General features: G+C 70.2%; 26 protein-coding genes. 4 read left to right on the top strand and 22 right to left on the bottom strand.

Features of this window, described 5'->3' with window-relative positions; all coding sequences use genetic code 11:
• The 4 genes from BM396_RS27505 to BM396_RS27490 all read left to right on the top strand — a co-directional run.
• Positions 1-680: cupin domain-containing protein (locus BM396_RS27505; RefSeq protein WP_139239555.1), on the top strand; the 680-nt coding region annotated here is incomplete at its 5' end.
• A gap of 130 nt (positions 681-810) precedes the next feature.
• Entirely contained in the window at positions 811-1,824 is a 1,014-nt protein-coding gene (locus BM396_RS27500; protein WP_043387397.1) for an SDR family oxidoreductase, read from the top strand.
• Positions 1,825-2,736, top strand: coding sequence for an alpha/beta fold hydrolase (locus BM396_RS27495; RefSeq protein WP_043387399.1), 912 nt, complete (start codon positions 1,825-1,827; stop codon positions 2,734-2,736). It abuts the gene before it with no gap.
• 428 nt (positions 2,737-3,164) lie between these two features.
• A complete protein-coding gene (locus tag BM396_RS27490) occupies positions 3,165-4,853 on the top strand; it encodes a methyl-accepting chemotaxis protein (protein WP_043387401.1) in 1,689 nt (562 codons plus the stop codon).
• Positions 4,854-5,598: 745 nt separating this feature from the next.
• On the opposite strand, the gene BM396_RS27485 is transcribed toward BM396_RS27490, so the two are convergent.
• The 22 genes from BM396_RS27485 to BM396_RS27380 form a co-directional block, all read right to left on the bottom strand.
• Positions 5,599-6,807 (bottom strand): site-specific integrase, encoded by a 1,209-nt coding sequence (locus tag BM396_RS27485; RefSeq protein WP_051976250.1) that lies wholly within the window; start codon positions 6,805-6,807, stop codon positions 5,599-5,601.
• Positions 6,808-7,024: 217 nt separating this feature from the next.
• Positions 7,025-7,438, bottom strand: coding sequence for a hypothetical protein (locus tag BM396_RS27480; protein WP_043387402.1), 414 nt, complete (start codon positions 7,436-7,438; stop codon positions 7,025-7,027).
• Positions 7,435-7,818, bottom strand: a complete 384-nt coding sequence (locus BM396_RS27475) for a DUF4031 domain-containing protein (protein WP_081948764.1) — start codon at positions 7,816-7,818, stop codon at positions 7,435-7,437. Before BM396_RS27475 ends, BM396_RS27480 begins: the two co-directional genes overlap by 4 nt.
• Positions 7,815-8,516 (bottom strand): hypothetical protein, encoded by a 702-nt coding sequence (locus BM396_RS27470; protein ID WP_043387403.1) that lies wholly within the window; start codon positions 8,514-8,516, stop codon positions 7,815-7,817. The genes BM396_RS27475 and BM396_RS27470 overlap by 4 nt, the downstream gene beginning before the upstream one ends.
• Entirely contained in the window at positions 8,509-9,408 is a 900-nt protein-coding gene (locus BM396_RS27465) for a DUF5131 family protein (protein WP_043387404.1), read from the bottom strand. The genes BM396_RS27470 and BM396_RS27465 overlap by 8 nt, the downstream gene beginning before the upstream one ends.
• Positions 9,401-9,892: a hypothetical protein gene (locus BM396_RS33165; protein WP_199807266.1), complete on the bottom strand. Its 492-nt coding sequence runs from the start codon at positions 9,890-9,892 to the stop codon at positions 9,401-9,403. Before BM396_RS33165 ends, BM396_RS27465 begins: the two co-directional genes overlap by 8 nt.
• A gap of 4 nt (positions 9,893-9,896) precedes the next feature.
• Positions 9,897-10,577: a hypothetical protein gene (locus BM396_RS27455; protein WP_043387405.1), complete on the bottom strand. Its 681-nt coding sequence runs from the start codon at positions 10,575-10,577 to the stop codon at positions 9,897-9,899.
• Positions 10,574-13,174, bottom strand: a complete 2,601-nt coding sequence (locus BM396_RS27450) for a DNA methyltransferase (protein WP_043387406.1) — start codon at positions 13,172-13,174, stop codon at positions 10,574-10,576. The genes BM396_RS27455 and BM396_RS27450 overlap by 4 nt, the downstream gene beginning before the upstream one ends.
• Entirely contained in the window at positions 13,171-13,647 is a 477-nt protein-coding gene (locus BM396_RS27445) for a hypothetical protein (protein WP_139239554.1), read from the bottom strand. Before BM396_RS27445 ends, BM396_RS27450 begins: the two co-directional genes overlap by 4 nt.
• Complete coding sequence (locus BM396_RS27440) at positions 13,640-13,906, bottom strand: hypothetical protein (RefSeq protein ID WP_043387410.1); 267 nt, start codon at positions 13,904-13,906, stop codon at positions 13,640-13,642. Before BM396_RS27440 ends, BM396_RS27445 begins: the two co-directional genes overlap by 8 nt.
• Positions 13,903-14,499: a hypothetical protein gene (locus BM396_RS27435; RefSeq protein WP_043387411.1), complete on the bottom strand. Its 597-nt coding sequence runs from the start codon at positions 14,497-14,499 to the stop codon at positions 13,903-13,905. The genes BM396_RS27440 and BM396_RS27435 overlap by 4 nt, the downstream gene beginning before the upstream one ends.
• Before the next feature lie 2 nt (positions 14,500-14,501).
• Entirely contained in the window at positions 14,502-14,735 is a 234-nt protein-coding gene (locus tag BM396_RS27430; protein WP_043387412.1) for a hypothetical protein, read from the bottom strand.
• Positions 14,735-15,028, bottom strand: a complete 294-nt coding sequence (locus tag BM396_RS27425; protein ID WP_043387414.1) for a hypothetical protein — start codon at positions 15,026-15,028, stop codon at positions 14,735-14,737. The genes BM396_RS27430 and BM396_RS27425 overlap by 1 nt, the downstream gene beginning before the upstream one ends.
• A 1-nt stretch (position 15,029) precedes the next feature.
• On the bottom strand, positions 15,030-15,665 hold the full coding sequence (locus tag BM396_RS27420; RefSeq protein WP_051976251.1) for a lambda exonuclease family protein: 636 nt from the start codon (positions 15,663-15,665) through the stop codon (positions 15,030-15,032).
• Entirely contained in the window at positions 15,658-16,236 is a 579-nt protein-coding gene (locus BM396_RS27415; RefSeq protein ID WP_051976252.1) for a hypothetical protein, read from the bottom strand. Before BM396_RS27415 ends, BM396_RS27420 begins: the two co-directional genes overlap by 8 nt.
• A gap of 1 nt (position 16,237) precedes the next feature.
• Positions 16,238-17,029, bottom strand: coding sequence for an ERF family protein (locus tag BM396_RS27410; protein WP_051976253.1), 792 nt, complete (start codon positions 17,027-17,029; stop codon positions 16,238-16,240).
• Between the two features lie 10 nt (positions 17,030-17,039).
• Complete coding sequence (locus tag BM396_RS27405) at positions 17,040-17,300, bottom strand: DUF2188 domain-containing protein (RefSeq protein ID WP_051976254.1); 261 nt, start codon at positions 17,298-17,300, stop codon at positions 17,040-17,042.
• A gap of 5 nt (positions 17,301-17,305) precedes the next feature.
• The gene (locus BM396_RS27400) at positions 17,306-17,671 is read right to left on the bottom strand and encodes a hypothetical protein (protein WP_043387417.1); all 366 of its coding nucleotides are present in this window, start codon (positions 17,669-17,671) and stop codon (positions 17,306-17,308) included.
• The gene (locus BM396_RS27395) at positions 17,668-18,096 is read right to left on the bottom strand and encodes a helix-turn-helix domain-containing protein (RefSeq protein ID WP_043387419.1); all 429 of its coding nucleotides are present in this window, start codon (positions 18,094-18,096) and stop codon (positions 17,668-17,670) included. Before BM396_RS27395 ends, BM396_RS27400 begins: the two co-directional genes overlap by 4 nt.
• Positions 18,093-18,509, bottom strand: a complete 417-nt coding sequence (locus tag BM396_RS27390; RefSeq protein WP_043387421.1) for a hypothetical protein — start codon at positions 18,507-18,509, stop codon at positions 18,093-18,095. The genes BM396_RS27395 and BM396_RS27390 overlap by 4 nt, the downstream gene beginning before the upstream one ends.
• Positions 18,506-18,874, bottom strand: coding sequence for a hypothetical protein (locus BM396_RS27385; protein ID WP_043387423.1), 369 nt, complete (start codon positions 18,872-18,874; stop codon positions 18,506-18,508). Before BM396_RS27385 ends, BM396_RS27390 begins: the two co-directional genes overlap by 4 nt.
• Positions 18,871-19,155, bottom strand: coding sequence for a hypothetical protein (locus BM396_RS27380; RefSeq protein ID WP_043387425.1), 285 nt, complete (start codon positions 19,153-19,155; stop codon positions 18,871-18,873). The genes BM396_RS27385 and BM396_RS27380 overlap by 4 nt, the downstream gene beginning before the upstream one ends.

Below are 19,155 nucleotides of genomic sequence, written 5' to 3'. Positions count from 1 at the left end.
CCAAGATCTCGATCGACTACGCGGTGATGGAGCGGACCGCCCGGGCCGGGGTGCTGCCGGTGTCGTTCTCGTGGTCGGATGTCGGCACCTGGGACGCGGTCTGGCAGGTGCTGGACCACGACGCGGAAGGCAACGCCGTGCGGGGCCGGGTGTCGCTGATCGGCACGAAGAACAGCCTCGTGCACAGCCAGGGCGAGGGCCTGACCGCGGTGGTCGGCCTGGAGGACGTGGTGGTGGTCTCCACTCCCGACGCGGTGCTGGTGGCCTCCAAGGCGCATTCGGGCCAGGTGAAGGATCTGGTCAACGCCCTGCGGGCCTCGGGCGCGCCGGAGGCGGACGCGCATCTGCGGATGTACCGGCCCTGGGGCTGGTACCAGCGCATCGACATCGGCGAGCGCTTCCAGGTGAAGCGGATCCAGGTGGTGCCGGGCGGGCGCCTGTCGCTGCAGAAGCACTACCACCGGGCGGAGCACTGGGTCGTGGTGCGCGGCACCGCCGAGGTGACGATCGACGATCGGGTGGTGCTGGTCCACGAGAACGAGGCGGTCTACCTGCCGATCGGCTCGATGCACCGGCTGGCCAATCCGGGGAAGATCCCGCTGGAGCTGATCGAGGTCCAGGTCGGCTCTTACACCGGCGAGGACGACATCATCCGCGTCGAGGACATCTACGGACGCTGAGCGCGCAGGAACCGACCTCCCTGCGACCCGATCGCCCGCAGGCGCGCTCGGAACATGCGGCCTCCCCGATCGATAGCACAGCGTGTGGCCGTTTCCGTGCGGCCGCGCCGCGCAGCATCGGGGATACCGCATGACGCATAAGCCGCTCCGCGCGCAGGTGATCGTGATCACCGGCGCCTCGTCGGGCATCGGCCTCGCCACGGCCCGTATGGCGGCCGAACGCGGCGCCCGGGTGGTGCTGGCGGCGCGCAGCGGCGACGCCCTGGCGCGCATCCGGGCCGAGATCGAGGGCGTCGGCGGCAAGGCGATCGACGTCGTGGCCGATGTCGGCCGGCGGGCCGACGTGCAGGCGGTCGCCGACCGGGCCGTGGCGACCTTCGGCGGTTTCGACACCTGGGTGAACGTCGCGGGCGGCTCGATCTACGGCCGGCTGCGCGAGATCAGCGACGCAGACCATGAGCGCCTGATCCAGACCAACCTCTGGGGCACCGTCTACGGGTCCCTGGTGGCGACCGAGCACCTGCGGCAGCACGGTGGCGCCCTCATCAACGTCGGCAGCATCGCCTCGGATCTCGCCTTCCCGTACCAGGGCATGTACGCGGCCTCGAAACACGCCGTGAAGGGCTTCACCGATGCCCTGCGCATGGAGCTGATGGACGAGAAGGCGCCGGTCTCGGTGACGCTGATCAAGCCGGCCTCGATCGACACGCCCCTGCCCCAGCGGGCGCGCAACTACATGGACCGCGAACCGAGCCTGCCGCCTCCGATCTACCCACCGGAGGAAGTCGCCAACGCCATCCTGCACGCGGCCGTGCACCCGCAGCGCGACATCATCGTGGGCGGGGCCGGCAAGGCCTTCGTGGCCGGCAAGGAATTCGCGCCCGGGGCCTACGACCACCTCAGCTCGGCGATCATCGCCCTGCAGAAGCGGACGGACGCGCCGCGCAATCCGGACGGCGCCCTGCATGCGCCGGTGGCGGCCGGCGAGACGCGGGGCGACCCGCCCGTCCCGGTCATGCGGACCAGCGCCTATACCCGTGCGAGCCTGCACCCCCTCGCCGCCGCGGCCGGTCTCCTCGGCGTCGGCGCGGTCACGGCCTTCGCGGTGCTCGGCCCATCGTCCGGGCGCCGACGGCGCCTGTAAGTGGCCGCTGCCACGGAGGCTCTGCTCGGCGCCGTTCGGCCGGCGCAGGGAGCCGGGGCCGATCCCCAGATCGTGCCGCGCCGGATCGTCGCTTTGGCGCAGGACCGGACGATCGCCTACGCGGAGACCGGCACCGGACCGGACCTCGTGGCGATCCACGGCACGCTGATGTGCCTGGAGGACGTCTGGCTCGGCCCCGTGCCGGCACTGGCCGAGCATTTCCGCGTGGTCGCCGTCGACCGACCGGGCCACGGCTTCAGCCGACGCCCGCGGGGCGCCGCCGCCGACATCTGGGATCAGGCCGCGAGCATCCGGGAAGCCGTGCAGCGCCTCGGCCTGCGGCGGCCGGTGATCCTGGGTCACTCGTTCGGCGGGGCCGTCGCCCTGGCGTACGGGATGCTCCATCCGGAGGAGATCGCCGGCGTCGTGGCCCTGGCGCCGATCTGCTTCCCGGAGCCGCGGCTGGAGCAGGTGCTGTTCGGGCCGCGGGCGCTGCCGTTCGGCGGCGACGCTCTGTCGGCCCTCCTGGCCGCGAGCAGCGACCGGATGCTCCTGCCGCTCCTGTGGAACGCGATGTTCTTTCCCGAGGCGATGCCGCCGCGCTTCGCCCGGGACTTCCCGTTCGATCTCGCGGGTCGCCCGGCGCAGATCACCGCCGAGGGGGAGGATGCCGGCTGGCTCTGGCCGGCGCTGACCCGCAGCGTCCTCGGCTACCCGTCGCTGCACCGGCCCGTCCGCATCCTGGGCGGCAGCGCCGACCTGGTGGTGAACACCACCCTGCACGGACAGCGGGCGGCTGGGATGATCCCCGGCGCGCGGTTCGAACGTCTGCCGGACGCCGGCCACATGCTCCATCATTTCCAGGCCGCTGCGGTCGTGCGCGCGGCCTGCGCGGTGCAAGCCTGCGCCTGACGCGTCCGGCGGCCCCGCGCGTGGCGAGGGTACCTGAAGATGCTGCCCCGTGCAGATCCCGATCAGTCCACCGGACATGGCCCGATCACGGCCCGATCACGGCCCGCGACGGGAATGTTCCGATCCAACGACGCGCCGTTCACCTCGATCCAGCCCGTTATCGCTGCCCGTCGCTGCCCGTCGCCGCTTTGACCGCCCGGCTTCCCGCGCAATAAATCTCAGCCGACCCGGAACTTTTCACCTTCGCATGCGTCGTGCACGCGGATGCGGTGCCGCCAATCCCGGCGCGCGCCCGAAACCTCTTGCGCACACAAGTCGAAAATCGCGACACCAAGGAAAAAAACGCGCGATTAGGATTTTCTTTATCCGATACGCCGAAGATTGAGCACGTAATTCCAGCTCAATCACCTCGGATACTGGCGATCCACATGCCCCGCCTGACAATCGGCCGCAAACTGATTTTGTCGTCCGCCGTGACGGCCTTGTTCGCTACTGGCGTGATCTACAACCAATGGAACAGCGACCGTCGGATCGCGGAAGCGACCGACGCCGTCGCCCGGGAGCAGACGATCCTGACCGGGATCTCGCAGGCGCAGGTCGCCCTGAACCGGATCCAGCTGAGCCTCAAGGCCGTCGATCTGGCTCGGACCGCTCCCGAGGCCGACGCGGCCGTCACCCGGGCGGCCAAGGAAGCCGAGCAGGCGTCACGCGGCCTCGAGCGCCCGATCGCCATCGCGTTGAAGCCGCAGATCCTGCGTGACAGCGGGACGGCTTTGCAGGATCTGGCCGGCGCCGTGAGGACTTATGCCGACGCCGGACGGACGGACCTGCGCGGCGGCGCGGTCGATCCGGACGCGGCGAACGCGGCACGACGGTCGATCACGGAGCAGATCGCCCGGGCCGAGGGCATGATCGATCAGGCCGTGGCCAACGCGCGCGGCTTCACCGACAAGGCCATGGAGACCACGACCGAGCAGGTCAGCGCGGCGACGCGCTTCGGCCTCTTGGCGGGTGCGGCCATGCTGCTGAGCCTGCTCGCGGCCGCGATCCTGCTGATGCTCAACATCCAGCGCCCGATCACCCGCTTGGTGGCGGTGCTGGAGCGCATGGCCGCCGGCGAGATCGACGCGGAGATCCCCGAAAGCCAGCGGGGCGACGAGATCGGCGCGCTCGGCCGCGCCGTCGACAACATCAAGACCATGGTCGCCCGCAAAGCCGCCGAGGAAGCGGAACTCCGGCAGATCGCCGATGCGGCCGCCGCGGCGGAGCGCCGGCGCACGATGGTCGAACTGGCCGACAGCTTCGAGCGGGCGGTCGGCGGCATCGTCAGCATGGTCTCTTCGTCCTCCACGGAGTTGCAGGCCACGGCGGAGCAGATGACCGCCAATGCGAGCCAGACGGCCGCGCAATCGACCACGGTCGCCGCGGCGGCCGAGGAGGCGGCGGCCAATGTCGGGACCGTGGCGGCAGCCGCCGAGGAATTGGGGACCTCCGTGCAGGAGATCGGCCGGCAGGTGGCCGGCTCGGCCGGGCTCGCCCAGGCTGCGGTGGCGGAGGCGGACCAGACCACGCGCCTCGTGCAGGAACTCAGCCAGGCCGCCGAGCAGATCGGCGCGATGGTGGGAATGATCTCGAACATCGCCGGCCAGACCAACCTGTTGGCCCTCAATGCGACGATCGAGGCCGCCCGGGCGGGAGAGTCGGGCCGCGGCTTCGCCGTGGTGGCGGCCGAGGTGAAGGAGTTGGCCAATCAGACGGCACGGGCCACCGAAGAGATCGGCCGGCGGATCGGGCAAGTGCAGGGCGTGACCGACCAGGCCGTTTCGGCCATCGATGGGATCACGGGGCGGATCCGCGAGATCAACGACGTGGCCTCCAGCATCGCGGCGGCCGTCGAGCAGCAGAGCGCCGCCACGCAGGAGATCGTGCGCAACGTGGCGCAGGCTTCGAGCGGCACGGCCGAAGTGACCGGCAACATTGCGGGTGTGGCCCGCGCCTCCGAAGACACGGGCGCAGCCGCCGCGCACGTCCTCACCTCGGCGTCCGAGCTGTCGCAGCAATCCGAACATCTGTCGGCCGAGGTGCGACGCTTCCTGACCACCGTCCGGGCGGCCTGAGCCCGCCCGGCAGGCCTCCTCGCGATGCCCGATCGGGTCGCGCCTGGCAGTGCGCCCCGATCGGCCGAAGCGTAGGCCGGCCCCGAGGTCGCGATTCACACGACGTGCGCCGATCGGCCCTCGATACGCCAGATCGGCACATGGCTCTCAAACGGTTGCAATCATTGACGTTCGGAGGCGCGGCCGCTCAGCACACAGATCGATGCTCGACCCCGGGCCATGTGGCGCGCGGACAGATGCGCAGGATCGAAAGGTGCGCATTGGCCCTCGGTCCTGCCGCAAAAGACACCGTCGAAACCGACGCGCCGCCGGACCGCGCGTGATCCCCTCCGGGACCTCGTAACGAGGCCGGCTCGCCCCCTGGCGCGCTTTGCCGGCTCGGTGGCATGGCGGTGCCGTCAGAACGGTCCCCGTGCAGGACGTGCGACCGGTGAAACGGCCAGCTCCGCGAAAGAGGGAGGTTTCTGGTGGGCGGTGAGGGACTCGAACCCCCGACCCTCTCCGTGTAAAGGATTGGCGTTCCCAAGCCTTAGAGCGCCGGCAGAGAGGGAAAGAGCCTTAGAGGGTCTTCCGAGACCCTTTCGGGCCTTCGTTTCCGGAGAATAACCGGAGACCTGTTCCGGGGGCGTTCGCGGTGGTGGAGCGTCGCCCTTCAGCGCGCGTAGAGGACGCCGCCGAAAATCAGTGCGATGCCAACGATCCAGATCACTGTCTCGATATCGAGCTTCATCGGCACCCTCCCGGCTCACGATCTGCCGCCGCGCGACACGGTCTCGACGACGCCGCGCAGGTGCTCCGGCAGGTGGTGGCCATAGACCTGCTCCACGACCTGCTCGGTGGTGCCGAGCGCCCGGGCGACCTTGCCGAACGGCACACCCGCCATCACAGCCCAGGTCGCGAAGGTGTGGCGCAGGACGTGCGGCGTGATCTCGTCGCCGAGCTCGGCGCCCTTCCGCGCCGTCGTCCAGGCGCGTCGTAGGCGCAGGATCGGCTTGCCATCGAACTCGATCACGTAGGCGCCGTTCTTCCGCCAGCGCCGCATGTGCGCGGCGAGCCGCTTCGACATCGGGATCGGGGTCCGGCGCTTCGAGGACTCTCCCTCGGCGGTACCGCGCCGGTAGATGATGCCGGAGCGCAGGTCGACGAAGCCGCCGTCGGTGCTCTCGATCCACTTCAGGCGCAGGATCGCCTCGTGCCGGGTGCCGGTGTAGAGGCCCGCCAGAATGAACCGGGCGACGTGGCGCTGGACGAACAGCGCGCGGCCCCGCCCCTCGCCCGGCCGCGCCTTTTCGCGCGGCCGCCGCCAGATCTCCTTCCCCTTCGCGTCGTGCCGCCCGGTCGGCCGGAAGCCCAGCGCGGCGAGCAGCAGCGCGGCCGCCTGGGAGCGGCTGAGCCACCGATCGCGCGCCGGCGCCCGGTCCGGCATCGTCACTGGGACCGGGTAAAGCAGCTTGTGCTCGCTGTGCGCGTAGCCGAAGGCGGCCGAGAGCACGCCCAGCTCGCGGCGCGCGGTCTGATCGCCAACGCGGGGCACCTCGGCCTCGGTCGCGTACCGATAGCCCGGCCCGAACTTGAACCGCGCCTGCGGCTGAGAGGTCCGCCACTTCGCGTAGGCCCGGCACAGGTTCGGCGTGGCGTGGGCGACCTTCTTCCCATCGAAGAAGGTGATCAGGTGCGGGAGCGCCGACCAAGCGACGTCGGGCCGCTTCGTGCCAGCGGCATGCTCGTCGGCGTAGAGCTTCAGGACGTCCGCGATCTCGACTGTAGCGGGATCACCGCGGCCGAAATCGGGGGTGTGCTTCTCGGAGAGGTAGGCTTGCAGCGCTCTTTCAGCCGCCTCACGCTCTCCATAGCTGCAGCCCGTGCCGCGTTCGATGCCACCGGTGTCTCGGATGACCCAGCGGTCGTCGGCGGCCTTGTAGTAGAGGCGGGCACCCTTGGCTGGACGCGGCATCGCTTCACCATCTTCTTGATGTCGCCGAGGGTCGTGTGCAGGCGCCCAAACACCTCGTAGGTCGTTAGCCGATCATGCTCGGCCTCGCGCCGCAAGGCCTTCGCCGACGCGCTCGTGACGACGCCATGCGCGACCGCGACCTCGGCGGCCACGCTGAGCGGCATCATGGTCTCGTCGGTGACCTCGTTTGGGGCAGGAATCCTGGCGCTTCGGGGCATCAGCGGGGGCCCTCCAGCATCAGCGGCTCGGTCGGCATCCGGCCCTCGTCGTAGGCGACCTGGAGCTGCGGCTCGATCCAGTCGCCGACCGTTCTGCCGTTGGGCAGGACGATGTGCGCAAGCCACTCCTGCTCCACGGTGGTGATCCCCTGCGCGACGGCCTCGATCTTGGCCTTCACGACGAGGCCGATCGCTCGCCAGATCGCCCGGCGGCGCTGGTCGCTAGCGTCGCCCGGGATCTCGATCCGGAGCCGGATCAGGCGCCCGGCGAGCATGAACGCGACCACCGTCTCCAGGGCCTCGTCCATGGTGACGATCCGGTTGGCGCCGGCCTTCCGCAGCATGGTCTCGATCTGTGCCCGGCTCTGCGCGATCGGGACCTTCGTGCCCTCGGCATAGACGCGTCGGCTCACGCTGCCCTCCCGCTCGTGTCCTCGGTCGGCCGAATGATGCCGTCGACCGGCTTCCCCGCCTTGGCTCGGATCGCCTCGATGTCCGCGACCATCTTGGTGCGCCCGCGCTGCTGGGCGTCGAAGTAGCTGGCCCCGTAGCGGTCGGTCTCCAGCGCGCCGGCCTGGATCGCCAGGGCGCGCTTGCCTTTCGCGATGTCGAAGTGGACCCACGAGGCGTTGCGGTGCTTCCCGAAAGAGAGATCCGGGTGGCCCTGGATCCACTTCCGGTCGACACCGATGCGGTCCACCATCGCCAGCAGCTCGTCGAGGCTGTCGGCCCAGAGGTGGCACATCATCATGCGCCCGAATGGGAAGATGGGCTGGTCGACGTAGCAGCTCATTCTGCGGCCTCGGCGATCGGCTCGAGCTGGTCGATGTTGCGCGCGTGGACGGAGAACCCGACCACGACGACCCAAGGATTGACCAGCCAGGACTCGGGCCCGTTGATGTGCCCCCAGAGCTTCGCGAAGCTGCGCGCCGCGTGGCGGCCGCCGGGCTCCTCGACGCCGACGGCAGTGATGCTGTGCGGCCAGATCCCGGGCACGTAGTGGAAGGGCGGGTCGGCGCTTTCGAGCTCGACGCCCTCCGCGGCCGCGTCCCCCTCGCTGATGTCCTGCAGGCGCTCGACCCGGACGTCCGTCACTAGGAGCGTCAGGCGCGAGGCCCGGCGCGGCATGTGGATCGATGGGCGCCAGCGCGAGATCTCGCCGTCGACCGTGCTTCCATCGGCCCGGTAGAAGCCGCGGTCGGCCAGGGCTTGGGCACCCGGATCGCTATGGGTCAGCGCGTCGAGTGGCGCCCACGCCTCGCGGACGTAGAGGCGATCGCCGACGGCATACGGCACCTTGAACGGATCTGATGCCGGCTCGCTGCCGTAGATGCGCCAGCCACCGCCTTCGCGGTGCGCTCGGAGCTGCGAGAACCGCGGGTTCACGTGGTCGTAGATCTGGACCTTCGCGAGCCGCCGCGTCTGCGTCTTCCGACCGGCCAGCAGCGCGCGGATCATGGGCGCCGAGAAGATGATGGGACGGTCAGCCACGGGCCACCTCCGGGAATCCGTTGTGCTCGACGCCGTCGAGGAGCCGGCCGGCGACCTTCTTGCCGACGAGCTGCATCCACACCGGCTCGTCGCCGGCGCCGAACCTGGAGTCGTCCTCGCCGCGGTCGGTGAGCTTGATGCAGGGCGCCGCCTTCGCCTCCGGGAAGACGATGCCCTTCGCGCCCCGGGGCGCCCACTCGCCGTTTTGCTTGTGGTGGTAGACGCGGCCAAGGGCGGCGCTCTGGTCGCGCAGCTTCCGGAACCACGTCGGATGGCTCGGCCGGGCCCGATGCTGGCCCTGGTGCGTCTCGCCGCCGGTGATGATCCAGTCCGGCGCGTCGTCGTCCATCACGATCATGCCGAGCAGCGGCTCGAAGCTGCCGAAGGTGAACAGCGGCTCGCGGTCACGCCGCACCGCTGCGAGCTTCGGCGCGTCGCGGTCGTATTCCTCCTGCTTCGCCATCGTAGCGCCGACGGCGGCGTTCACCGGCAGGAGCGGGTTGCCGCGCTCCGGATCGGTCATCCGCAGCACGTTGCCAATCCGCTTCGTGAGCAGCAGCCAGACGAGATGCGGCGTCGCCTCGATCAGGGCGAACAGGTCCCGGCGCCACGCCGGATCCACCTCGTTGTCGAACACGTCGGCGAGCGAGGCGCAGAAGACGAAGGGCCGGGTCCCCTGTTCTGCCGCCTGCCGGTTCCAGCGCAGAGGCTGCCGCCAGTTCGCGGCCGACGTGCGCACGCGGTCCTCGCCCGGGCCCCAGGACACCTTGCCGTAGCGGGTGTCCATGAGTGCCTCGGCGTAGCACCCCGCACAGGCGACGGAGACCTTCGTGCAGCCCATCCAGGGGTTGAAAGTGTGCGTCGTCCAGGAGATCGCGCTGTTCTCAGCCACGGGCGCCTCCCGTCGCGAGGGCGGGCGACAGGTCGGCGACCTTCTTCTTGGGCCACGCCTCCATGCGGTCGGCGTGCTCCAGCGCCATCGCGATGATGTCTGGGCCCGCGCCCATGTTCTCGGCCTGCTCTACCCACCAGCGCACGGTGTCGGCGGCGACCACATCCTGCCCGCGGAGCAGGAACACCGGCTCGTCTGCGGGGATGATGCGCACCGTGCCGTTGGTCGTGATCGTGGAACAGGCGACCGCCTCTTCGCCCCACGCCTTGATGCCAGCGAGCGCGAAGTCGCGGCGCTTGCCCGTGTCCGGCTCGTCGGCCGTCATCAGCCACTGCGGCTCGGGGTGCCACTCGGTCGACCCAAACCACGTCGGCCCCGGCACGATCCGGCGCACCGACGTCTCGCCGCGCCAGTTCACGTAGAGGATCGGGACCGGCGTCGTGGAGACGGGCGGCTCGCGCGTGATGATGCTGGACTCGGCCATGGGGCTACTCCGCGGGCGTGAAGAGGGGAGCCGGAGCCGATCGGGCTGACCGCTTCCGGACCGGGAAGAGCGCGGGCATGGTCGCCCGGGTCGCCTCCCTGGTGATGCGCGCCACGTGGCAGCGCAGGTTGTGGACGGCCGGGAAGAAGCCCCTCGCCGGCAGGCGCAGGCCGCTGGGCGCGATCACCGCGAAGCCCTCGCCGTCCGGGCTGCTCTCGGCCTGGAAGCCGTCGCCGAGGATCCGCTGCGTGATCTCGACGAGCTTCGCCGGATCGCCGGTCCCCCAGGCCTTGCCGGCCTGGTCGCGCGCATAGACGGCCAGGATCAGGTCGACGTTGAGCGGGGACTCGGCGAGCTGCCGAAGGGCAACCATCGCCCCCTGCGCCGGCTGCGGTCGATCCTCACCCGCGAAGGGCTGGCGGTAGACGGTGGCCGGGAGGGGGAACGGCCCCTTCTTGTCCTTCCGCTGCTCCGCGATCAGCGCGGCCAGGATGTCCTCGGCCGGGCCAGGGCGGTCGTTCCCGGCCGACCGGAAGCCGGTCTCGCTCGGGAACGGCTTGCCGGCGTCGATGGCGTAAAAGCAGCACCACTGGTCGCGCTCGACGATCGCGCGGATGCCTTCGACCTCGACCACCGGGAAGGTTCGGACCGTAGGCTTGAAGCTAAAGAGATCGGGCGCGTTCATGCCGCCTCTCCCGATTTCGCGGCGGCCGGCTGGCCCTCGGCGGCGAGCAGGTCGAACAGCGACGGCGTGGCGTGGGTGCGCTCCTGCGCCCGCAGGTAGGCCGTAGCGTCCGAGAAGTAGCCGGGGTTCAGCTCGACACCGGCGCCGCGGCGGCCGGCCTTCACCGCGCGGAGCGGTACCGTGCCGATCCCGGCGAAGGGGTCGAACACCAGCTCACCTCGGGCCGAGTAGCGCTCGATCAGCCGGTCCACGATGTCGAACTGGAGCGGGCAGACGTGCTTCTCGCGCCCCTTGGCGGCCTGACCCGTGTTCAGGGTGAGCATGCGGGCGATGTCGGTCCAGACATCATCACGGGACGATCCAGGCCACAGGCTCAAGAACTGCGACGGCAGGGCGAACCGCGCCTCCAGCTCCTCGCCGATCCGGACGTGCGTCTCGTAATCGTAGACCTGCTGCAGGCTGAACTCGCGGAACACGCGGGCCAGGACGTCGGGGCCGAGCTTCGCCATCTCGTCGGCGGGCATCAGCCGGTCGCCCGAGGACCGCCAGCGGGCGTGCGCGTCGACCTGCCAGCGGGCCCGCGAGTAGCCGGTACCTGGCACGGACGGGAGGCGCTGATCGAAGGGGACGAGACCGCCCTCGGCCGTGAGGCAGTGCGGCTTCGTCTTCGTGACCGGATCGTCGGCATAGGCCTTCGACAGGTCGGACGGCAGCTTCCGGAAGATCAGGACGAACTCAGGGGACCCGACCCCCATCTTGGTCGAATCCTTGCCGTTCTCCGTCCAGCCGAGGCGGTAGGTCTGATTGTTCTCCCGCACCACATCGGTGTCGATGAAGATCAGGCCCATGTAGGCGAAGCCGTGGCGCTGGTAGTGAAACAGCGTCTTGGCGTGGAACGGGTTGACCGTCGGCGTGCCGAAGCCGGTGGCCGAGCCGAACAGGATCCGGTCCTTCACGTGGATGCAGGCGAGCCGGCCGGGCTTGAGCGCCCGCAGCAGCTCCGGGGTGAGAAAGTCCATCTGCGCGAAGAAGTGTTCGTCGCAGTCGGTATGGCCGAAGTCGTTGTAGCTCGGCGTATACTCGTAGTGGTTCGAGAACGGGATCGACGTAACGATCAGGTCGAGGCTGTTCTCCGGTAGCCGCCGGCATTCCTCGACGCAGTCGTTGTTGACCATGCGCCAGTCGTGGCCGGACGCCTCGATGCGCTCCGTTCCGATGGACCGGGCAAGCGCCTGCGCGAACGCGGCCTGAGACAGGCCGTAGGTACGGATAATCTCTGCCATCTGTGCTGCCATCTCGTCGTGGCGCGCCCACTTCGCCTGCAGGTCCCGCACGGTCTCCCGGTCGGCCTCGGAGTGGATGATGTCGATCTCGACGGGGTGCGCCTGTTGGAACCGCTGGATGCGGTGGATCGCCTGGATGAAGTCGTTGAACTTGTGCGACACGCCGAGGAACACGGCCTTGTGGCAGTGGCGCTGCAGGTTGCAGCCGGACCCAGCGATGATCGGCTTGGCGGCGAGGTTGCGGATCTCGCCGTCGGCGAAGGCGAGGATCGCGGCCTCACGCTCGTCGAGGTCCTGGCTGCCGTAGACCGCTACCGCATCCGGCACGGCCGCGCAGATCGCGTGGCGCTCCGTCTCCAGGTCGTGCCAGAGGATGCGGTGGCTGTCCGGGTCGGCAGCCAGCAGCTCGGTGAGCTTCGCGACCCGCGCCGGCAGGCTGTCCCGCCGCTCGCGCGCCTCGCTGGCCAGCCCGACGGCCGAGGCGCGGAACAAGATGCCCTGGCCGTCCCGATCTGCGCCCGCGTCGGCGAGGTTCGTCTGCACCTCGTGCCAGCGCACGACGAGCGGCGGCAGGTCGTAGCCCTCATCCGAAAAGCCAAGGTCGGACGGGCGCTGCAGGAACACGCCCCAGCTCGCGCACCAGAGCCAGAACTCGCGCTCCTTGTGCGGGTAGAGGGTGAGGTCACCCGCCTTCTCGGAGTTGCGCTGAAAGAACCGGGTAAGGGCCTGGCCGGTGTCCATCACGCCGAGGAATCCGGCGTAGTGGATCAGCTCCTTGAAGCGGTTCGGCGAGGGCGTGGCGGTCGCGACGAAGCGGTGCCGGACCTCGCGGAACAGCGTGAGGAACGTCTGGTACGTCTTCGAGCCGAACGAGCGCAGCACGCTCGCCTCGTCCAGCGAGGCCGCCGCGAAGAGGTTCGGGTCGAGGCGGCCGTCGCGGACGCTCTCGTAGTTCGTGAGGTACAGGCCGGGCGCGTCGACCTCATCGGACCGGCGCACGAAGGCGATGGTCTGCCCGAGCGCGGCGGCCTCGCGGATGAACTCCTGCCGGACGCCGAGCGGCGCCACGATCAGCGCACGGCCACCAGTCCGCGACAGCACGAGGCGCAGGACCTCCAACTGCATGCCGGTCTTGCCGAGGCCGAACAAGGCGAAGATCGCCCGGCAGCCGCCGGCGACGGCCCACGCGACGATCGCGCGCTGATGTGGAAGGAGGCGTGGGTGGATCTCCGCGTCTGTGACGGTGTAGCCGGTGACCGGCGCGGCGCAGGCCTTCGCCTCCAGGAAGGCGCGGTAGTCGGGGACAGCGTTCATGCCGCCACCCCCTCGCCGCTCGCCTGGGCGCGCCGCTTCGTGCCGCGGTGCCGCTGCGCCCAGATCCGCACGTCGTCGTAGGTCGTCGCGTGAAGGACGCGCCACGCCTGTCGGAGCTGATCCAGGTTGAGGTGCGCGAGAAGCCCATCCTGGTCAGCCAGATCCAGATGGTCAGCGAGGAAGGCGCGGACGCGGGCCGCGGCGAGGGTCTGCTCGTTCGGCGGGGCCTGTCGGACGAGCGGCACCATCACCTGCAGGCGGAGCAGCGCGCGGGCGTTGACCGTGGCCTGACCGGCCGGGAGCCCGACGCAGCCGCCGTCCTTGTCCTGATGCGCCCATGATGCGGGGCACACCGGGCAGGCCCAGACCCAAGCGTCGGCGATGGCGGGGTCGTGGGCGTCGACGTCGCGCCCATCGACCAGGGCGCACTCGGTGCCGCAGTCGGCGCAGAAGATGGTCGCCACGTCAGACATCGAACATCTCCGCGATGTCGCGATCGACAGGCAGGCCCATGGCCCGGTCGAGCTGCGCCTCAATCACCAGGTCGGCCGTGCTGGGTTCGGGGTCGCCGCCCTGGCGACGCGCGCGGCGCTCGGCCTCGCGCACGAAGACCGGGTGCTCCGGCACGCAGGCGCGGGCCGCCTTGAGCCCGTGCTTCGCCTTCACGTGCGAGAACAGCGCCTCGGTGCTGGCGAGCGTTCGGTTGCAGTGGGGGCAGCGGAGGGCCGTCATGCCGCCACCTCGGCGGCAGGCGCCTGGGCCTTCATCTTGGCGGCCCAGAGCTTCACGGCCTCGAACGCCCAGCGCGATTGCGCCGTGTGCCGATAGAGCGGATCTTCGAAGTCGCCAGTCAGGTTGTAGATGCGTTCGGCCGACATGCTGTCGTCGTCGCGGAACCTACGGACAGCGTCCTTCCGATCGGCCGGATCGTTCTCGTCGCCGCCGTATTCGTCGCAGAGCTGCTTGAACAACTGCGGCTGCCATTTATGCCGCAGGCCCTCGTAGGCGCTCTGGATCAGGGCTTCGACGGTTGCCTCGCGGTCGTATTCCTCCTTGAACTCCGACTTACTCGTGAGATAGTCGAAGTTGGCTTTGTCGACGAAATCAACCGCCCCCTCCAAAGTGTTGAATGCCGGCCAAACCTCGTAGACGGCCGTGCCGAGATCGCCTCCGACCGCCAGCATGCCGGCGGCCCAAGTGACGCGGAATGCGTAGGCGCCCGTTCCCGGCTTGCCGAGCCGCCACGACATTGCAGGTGCATCCTGCATGACATGCTCGGCGAAGCTCAGGGCGGCGATGCGCTGGATGTTCTCGCGCTCGCTCATGATCAGGCGGCCTCCTCAGCGACGGCCGCGAGCGGCACGTACCGCTCGCCGCAGAACGGGCAGAAGGTCGGCGCCATGACGACGGGACGCTTGCCGCGCGGGGCGACCTTCTCGGTGAGCAGGGTCACGGTGACGTAGCCGGGGACACCGTTGCGCGGGAGCGCGATCGTGCCCGGCAGCTTCGTGTTGTGCTCCGCGAGCAGAGCGTTGGTCTGGGTGAGGCAGTCGCAGGCCATCAGGCGGCCTCCTCATCGGAGGTGATCGGCCGGACCTGGAAGCACGTCGCAGTGCTCGCCTCGGCCTCGCAGATCAGGGAGCCGTAGCCGAGGAGGGTCTCGACCTTCTCGCCGCGGCGGACGGGACGGACGGACAGCTCCAGCATGGTGCCGTCCGTGAACCGGACCGCGAACAGGCGGCCGCGGCCCTCGTACCGAGCGCGGCGGCGTTCGTTGATCGTCTCGCGGTGGACGACGCGGCGCTGGGACGACGAGTAGCCGGACCATTCGCCTTCGAGGACGTAGCGGGCCATCTCAGGCGGCCTCCGCCGTTCCGATGGCCAACAGGGTCGCCACGCGGGCCTCGACCTCGCCGAGGAAGGCGAGCACGGCGGCCTCGTCCTTCGCGATCTGCTCGTCGTCGCGGTGGAGGCGCTTCACCCAGAGGCGGAGGACCGGCGGCACGCTCGGGTGCCACGAGGCGAAGTCGCACCACTTCCGGCCCGTGCAGGCCATCTGCCAGCGCATCTGCGGCAAGTACTGCTCCGGGATCGTGCCGGAGAGCAGGGTGTCGAGGTGCGTGCGCAGGGTCGGGCACTTGATCTCGACGAGGCCGAGATCGCCCACCAGCCGGTCCGGGCTGGCGCCGGCCATGGCTATGCTCGGGTGCTCGACGAAGCCGATCTGGTCGACGTCGACGCCGTGCAGGAAGGCGTAGGCGTCGGCCGCCTGCGGCTCACGCTCGGAGCCCTCCAGCATCGGGCCCGTGAGGTAGTGCTGGGTCGTGAGCCCCGTCAGCCGCTCGCCGACGAGCTCCATCAGGTAGCGCTCGCGCTCGGCGGTCGGCTTGCCGTCCTTCTTCACGGCGAGGACGTCGTAGATGCGCGAGGCCGTGGCCTTACCGGCCCTCGCATCCAACCATTCGGGAGACCCTTGGATCATCTCAGGCATAGGTCGCGCCCTCCAGCTTTCCACGACGAAGGCGCATCAGAGCTGCGCCGCCACTGATCCCGAGTGCTCTGGCGTATTCGATGACGGGCACGATCCCGGCGTCAGTTTTCACCAAGACTAGACTGGCGCGATTGTGTGCCTGCACTTTCGGCGTTGCCCAGCGCACGTTCCCGGGCTCGTACCCGCGTTTCCCGTCGATCCTGTCGAGCGTTGTGCCCGGCGGCCGCTCGCCGATGTGCGCGAAGAACGCCTGGAATGAGTTGATCCACTCGGGATGGACCGTGATCCCCTTCGCTCCGTATCGAGCGAAATCTTTATGGGATGCGTCCAAGCAGCGCCGCTTCATGGATGTCCATGAGCTATACTCAGGCGAGCCGTGCCTGCCGTGTTTCAGGGTGTTCGGAGGGATCTCCCGACGAAGGCAGCCGCAGGACTTGGTCGTGCCAGCCTTCACCCGACCGATGGCGACCTCGGTCTCGGCACCGCACGAGCAGCGGAACAGCCCCATCAGGCGCCCGTCGCTGGAGCGACGCTCGATCTGGCGCACGAAGGTCAGCCGCATATCGGCCATGTCAGCGGCCCTCCTGCTGGCGGGCGCGGTTGGCCACGGTGGTCTTGATGGAGGCGAGGACCTCGTCGAACCGATTGGCCGGCAGGTCCGGCACGCTCTCGACGCCGAAGAAGCGCAGCAGCCGGTCCGGCGGGATCTTGTGCTCGGTGAGCTGCTTGCGGATCTGCTCCGCCTGCTCGTCGCTGATGACGTCGTCGTTGCCGCTGGCCGGCGCCCCGTCCGTGTCGTGCGGGTCGTTCGTCAGCGCGATGTTGAACACCTGCAGGACGAGGTAGCGCCGGGCATAGGTGATCGTGGAGCCGATCCCCTGGATGGGGGTCTTGTTGGCCTTGCCCTGGGCGCCGGCGGTGTCGGGCGGGAGGTCGAGGTGATAGGCGCGCTCGTGCCCTGCCTCGTGGGCACAGGTGCAGGTGACCCGGAGGTTGCCCTGGATCGGCGACGGCTCGGTGTCGAACGACAGCGAGAAGCCGTGCCGGGCGATGATCGGCGCTGTTGCCTTGGCGATGCTCTCCAGGCGGGCATAGGAGGCCCCGGAATGCGAGTTGCGGGCGTCGCGCAGGACGCGCGGCAACTCTGCCTGACAGGCGGACATCGCGGCGTTGAAGGCGATGCGCGCGCGCTCAGCCCGATCCTCTCGCGCCATGACGAGGAACCGCTCGACGCGGTCCGGGTCGATGTTCGGGTCCCGGGCCATCCGCTCGATGATGGACAGGACGGCGGCGCCCTCGGCCGGCTGGGCGGCCGGCACCTGGGTGGTTTCCGCGACGGCGATCTCTTGGCGTGCTGCTGACACGGGTCTCTCCTCAGAAGGGGATGTCGTCGAAGCGACGAGCGCGGCTGCCCGGCACCGGTCCGGGCGAGACCTCGGACGGCTCGCCGAAGGTGAGGCGCTCGAACTCGACGAGGCGGATGGCCTCGACGGCCTCCAGCACGACGAAGGCCTGCCCCGGGTTCTCGCGGGCGAGGCGCTCGGCCTCGCGGATGGCGCTAGCCTTGGTCGGGTGCGCGTAGTTCGTCGGCCCGGTGCCGTGGACGAGCCAGTAGGGTTCGAGGTCCAGCGCCATCGCCGTCACTCCCCTGCCCGCTTGGCCTGGCGCTCCAGCCAGTCGCGGACCTTCTCGTCCTCGGTCTGGACGAGGACGGATTCCCCGCTGTCGCGGACGAAGGAGAGGCCGAAGCCGGCGGAGCGGGCGGCGAGCGTGAGGTGCCGCTCACGGCCGGCCCGAAGCGCCGCGATGAGGTCGCCGCGCTCCCAGCGGGCGCGGACGTGTCCGACCTGGACGTGGACCATGCCAGCGCGCGGGAGCAGCTCGGCCGCCTCGGCGGGCGTGAGGCGCATGTCCTCGGGCGCGGCCGCCGCGCGCGGCTCCGGGGCGGCGAGCGCCAGGGCGGCCGGCAGCGCCAGGGCGAGGTCGAGATAGCTGACGATGCTCACGGGCGGGCAAGCTCCAGGAGGGCCCGGCGGTCGGCCGCGGGCATGTGGCGGAAGGCGGTGAGGAGGGAGCGCTCGTCGTCGGTCAGCGCGACGCTCTCGGCGTCGAGGCCGGCGATGAGGCTGAGATCGAAGCCGTAGAGGTCGGCGAGCTGGGCGCGGCGGGCGAACGGCACGGGCTCGTCGCCGCGTTCCCAGGCGCTGAGGGCGGTCTGGGAGGCGCCGAGCAGGTGCGCGATCTCGGCCTGCGGCAGGCCGGCCCGCTGGCGAGCCTCGCGGATGACGCCGGCGACCGTCTGGCGCTCGGACAGCTCCACGGTGCTCGGCACGCCGCGCGGGCGCGGGCCGGTGGCAGCGAAGCGCGGGCGGGACGGCGGCCGCCGGTCGAGCCGGATGAACGCCGCGTCGGAGGTGCGGGCCGGCCTCACGCGCGCCTCCCGGCGGCCCGGAGCCGGGTGCGCGCATCGGCGAGCACCGTGACATCGTCGCGCCCGTCGAGGTCGACGCGGGTCTCGGCGGTGAAGAGCGCAACGCCGGCGGCCATGCTGGCAGCCGTGGCCTTCTCCAGCGCCTCCTCCAGGATGAGTTCGACGACCGCGCGCGGCTGGTCCAAGCCGGTCCGGGCGAGGAGGACCTGCAGCTCGCCGACCTGGCCCTCGAGGGTGCGCAGGGCGGCGTAGAGGTCGGCGCTGTTGCGCTCGGCCATCTCGTGAGCCGCGACGTGCCGCGGGAGCGCCTGGGCGATCTCGCTGTAGGTTGGGAGACCGAACTCGGCGGCGTAGCGGTCGACCAAGGCGATGAACGCCTGGTGGTCCGGAGCGGAGCGAACGGCGCAGCTCATCGCGCACCCGCCAGCTTCGAGGTCAGCCGGCCGGCCGAGATCTCCACCTTCTGGTGGATCTCGGCGAGGCGAGTGCTGATCGCCTCCAGCTTCCTGAGGTCGTAGTCCTGGCCCGCGCCGCGCCCGGTGGCGCGCTCGACGTGCCAAGCCAACATGCCGAGCCCCTCCAGCATGCCGTCGAGGCCGGACAAGCTGGCGCCGAGTTCGCCGATGGCGTGATTGCGCTCGAACGTGGCGACGGCGTCGACCTCAAAGCCCGGCGCCAGACGGACGAGGGGCTGATCCGCGGCGACGCTCTCGACGAGGTGCGGGGCGACCTTCGGCAGGTGGCCGAAGGCGGCGCGAATGGGATGCTGGGCGTTCACAGCAGGGCTCCGGTCGGCGACCGGACAGCGGCCGGCGCGAGGTACAGGTCGAGGCGGGTGTCGCGGGCCGGCGCCTCGGTGCGGCCCAGCTCGCGGTTGGTCTCGACGCGGGCGGCGACCCAGCGGCGGGCGTGGTCCTCGACGTCGGCGATCGCCGCGTTGAGGGCCGGGCTCTGGCTCGGGCGGAAACGGGGATCCCGGAGGCTCGCCTTGCCGGCGTCGCAGCGGGCGGCGAAGCGGGCGAGGCTGGCGGCGCGCGCCTTGGCGGAGTGGGTCGCCAT

The organism is Methylobacterium sp. UNCCL125 (assembly GCF_900116795.1).
GTDB classification, from domain to species: Bacteria; Pseudomonadota; Alphaproteobacteria; order Rhizobiales; family Beijerinckiaceae; genus Methylobacterium; species Methylobacterium fujisawaense.
The sequence above is the reverse complement of the archived record's forward strand: the minus strand, read 5'-3'. Positions and strand labels throughout refer to the sequence as shown.

Excerpts from the sequence above, each read along its gene's own strand:
- BM396_RS27500 (WP_043387397.1), top strand. The coding sequence starts at position 811 with ATGACGCATAAGCCGCTCCGCGCGCAGGTGATCGTGATCACCGGCGCC.
- BM396_RS27490 (WP_043387401.1), top strand. The coding sequence starts at position 3,165 with ATGCCCCGCCTGACAATCGGCCGCAAACTGATTTTGTCGTCCGCCGTG.
- BM396_RS27485 (WP_051976250.1), bottom strand. The coding sequence starts at position 6,807 with ATGCCGCGTCCAGCCAAGGGTGCCCGCCTCTACTACAAGGCCGCCGAC.
- BM396_RS27475 (WP_081948764.1), bottom strand. The coding sequence starts at position 7,818 with ATGAGCTGCTACGTCGACCAGCCCATCTTCCCATTCGGGCGCATGATG.
- BM396_RS33165 (WP_199807266.1), bottom strand. The coding sequence starts at position 9,892 with ATGGCCGAGTCCAGCATCATCACGCGCGAGCCGCCCGTCTCCACGACG.
- BM396_RS27455 (WP_043387405.1), bottom strand. The coding sequence starts at position 10,577 with ATGAACGCGCCCGATCTCTTTAGCTTCAAGCCTACGGTCCGAACCTTC.
- BM396_RS27450 (WP_043387406.1), bottom strand. The coding sequence starts at position 13,174 with ATGAACGCTGTCCCCGACTACCGCGCCTTCCTGGAGGCGAAGGCCTGC.
- BM396_RS27445 (WP_139239554.1), bottom strand. The coding sequence starts at position 13,647 with ATGTCTGACGTGGCGACCATCTTCTGCGCCGACTGCGGCACCGAGTGC.
- BM396_RS27440 (WP_043387410.1), bottom strand. The coding sequence starts at position 13,906 with ATGACGGCCCTCCGCTGCCCCCACTGCAACCGAACGCTCGCCAGCACC.
- BM396_RS27435 (WP_043387411.1), bottom strand. The coding sequence starts at position 14,499 with ATGAGCGAGCGCGAGAACATCCAGCGCATCGCCGCCCTGAGCTTCGCC.
- BM396_RS27430 (WP_043387412.1), bottom strand. The coding sequence starts at position 14,735 with ATGGCCTGCGACTGCCTCACCCAGACCAACGCTCTGCTCGCGGAGCAC.
- BM396_RS27425 (WP_043387414.1), bottom strand. The coding sequence starts at position 15,028 with ATGGCCCGCTACGTCCTCGAAGGCGAATGGTCCGGCTACTCGTCGTCC.
- BM396_RS27420 (WP_051976251.1), bottom strand. The coding sequence starts at position 15,665 with ATGCCTGAGATGATCCAAGGGTCTCCCGAATGGTTGGATGCGAGGGCC.
- BM396_RS27415 (WP_051976252.1), bottom strand. The coding sequence starts at position 16,236 with ATGGCCGATATGCGGCTGACCTTCGTGCGCCAGATCGAGCGTCGCTCC.
- BM396_RS27405 (WP_051976254.1), bottom strand. The coding sequence starts at position 17,300 with ATGGCGCTGGACCTCGAACCCTACTGGCTCGTCCACGGCACCGGGCCG.
- BM396_RS27390 (WP_043387421.1), bottom strand. The coding sequence starts at position 18,509 with ATGAGCTGCGCCGTTCGCTCCGCTCCGGACCACCAGGCGTTCATCGCC.
- BM396_RS27380 (WP_043387425.1), bottom strand. The coding sequence starts at position 19,155 with ATGGCGACCCACTCCGCCAAGGCGCGCGCCGCCAGCCTCGCCCGCTTC.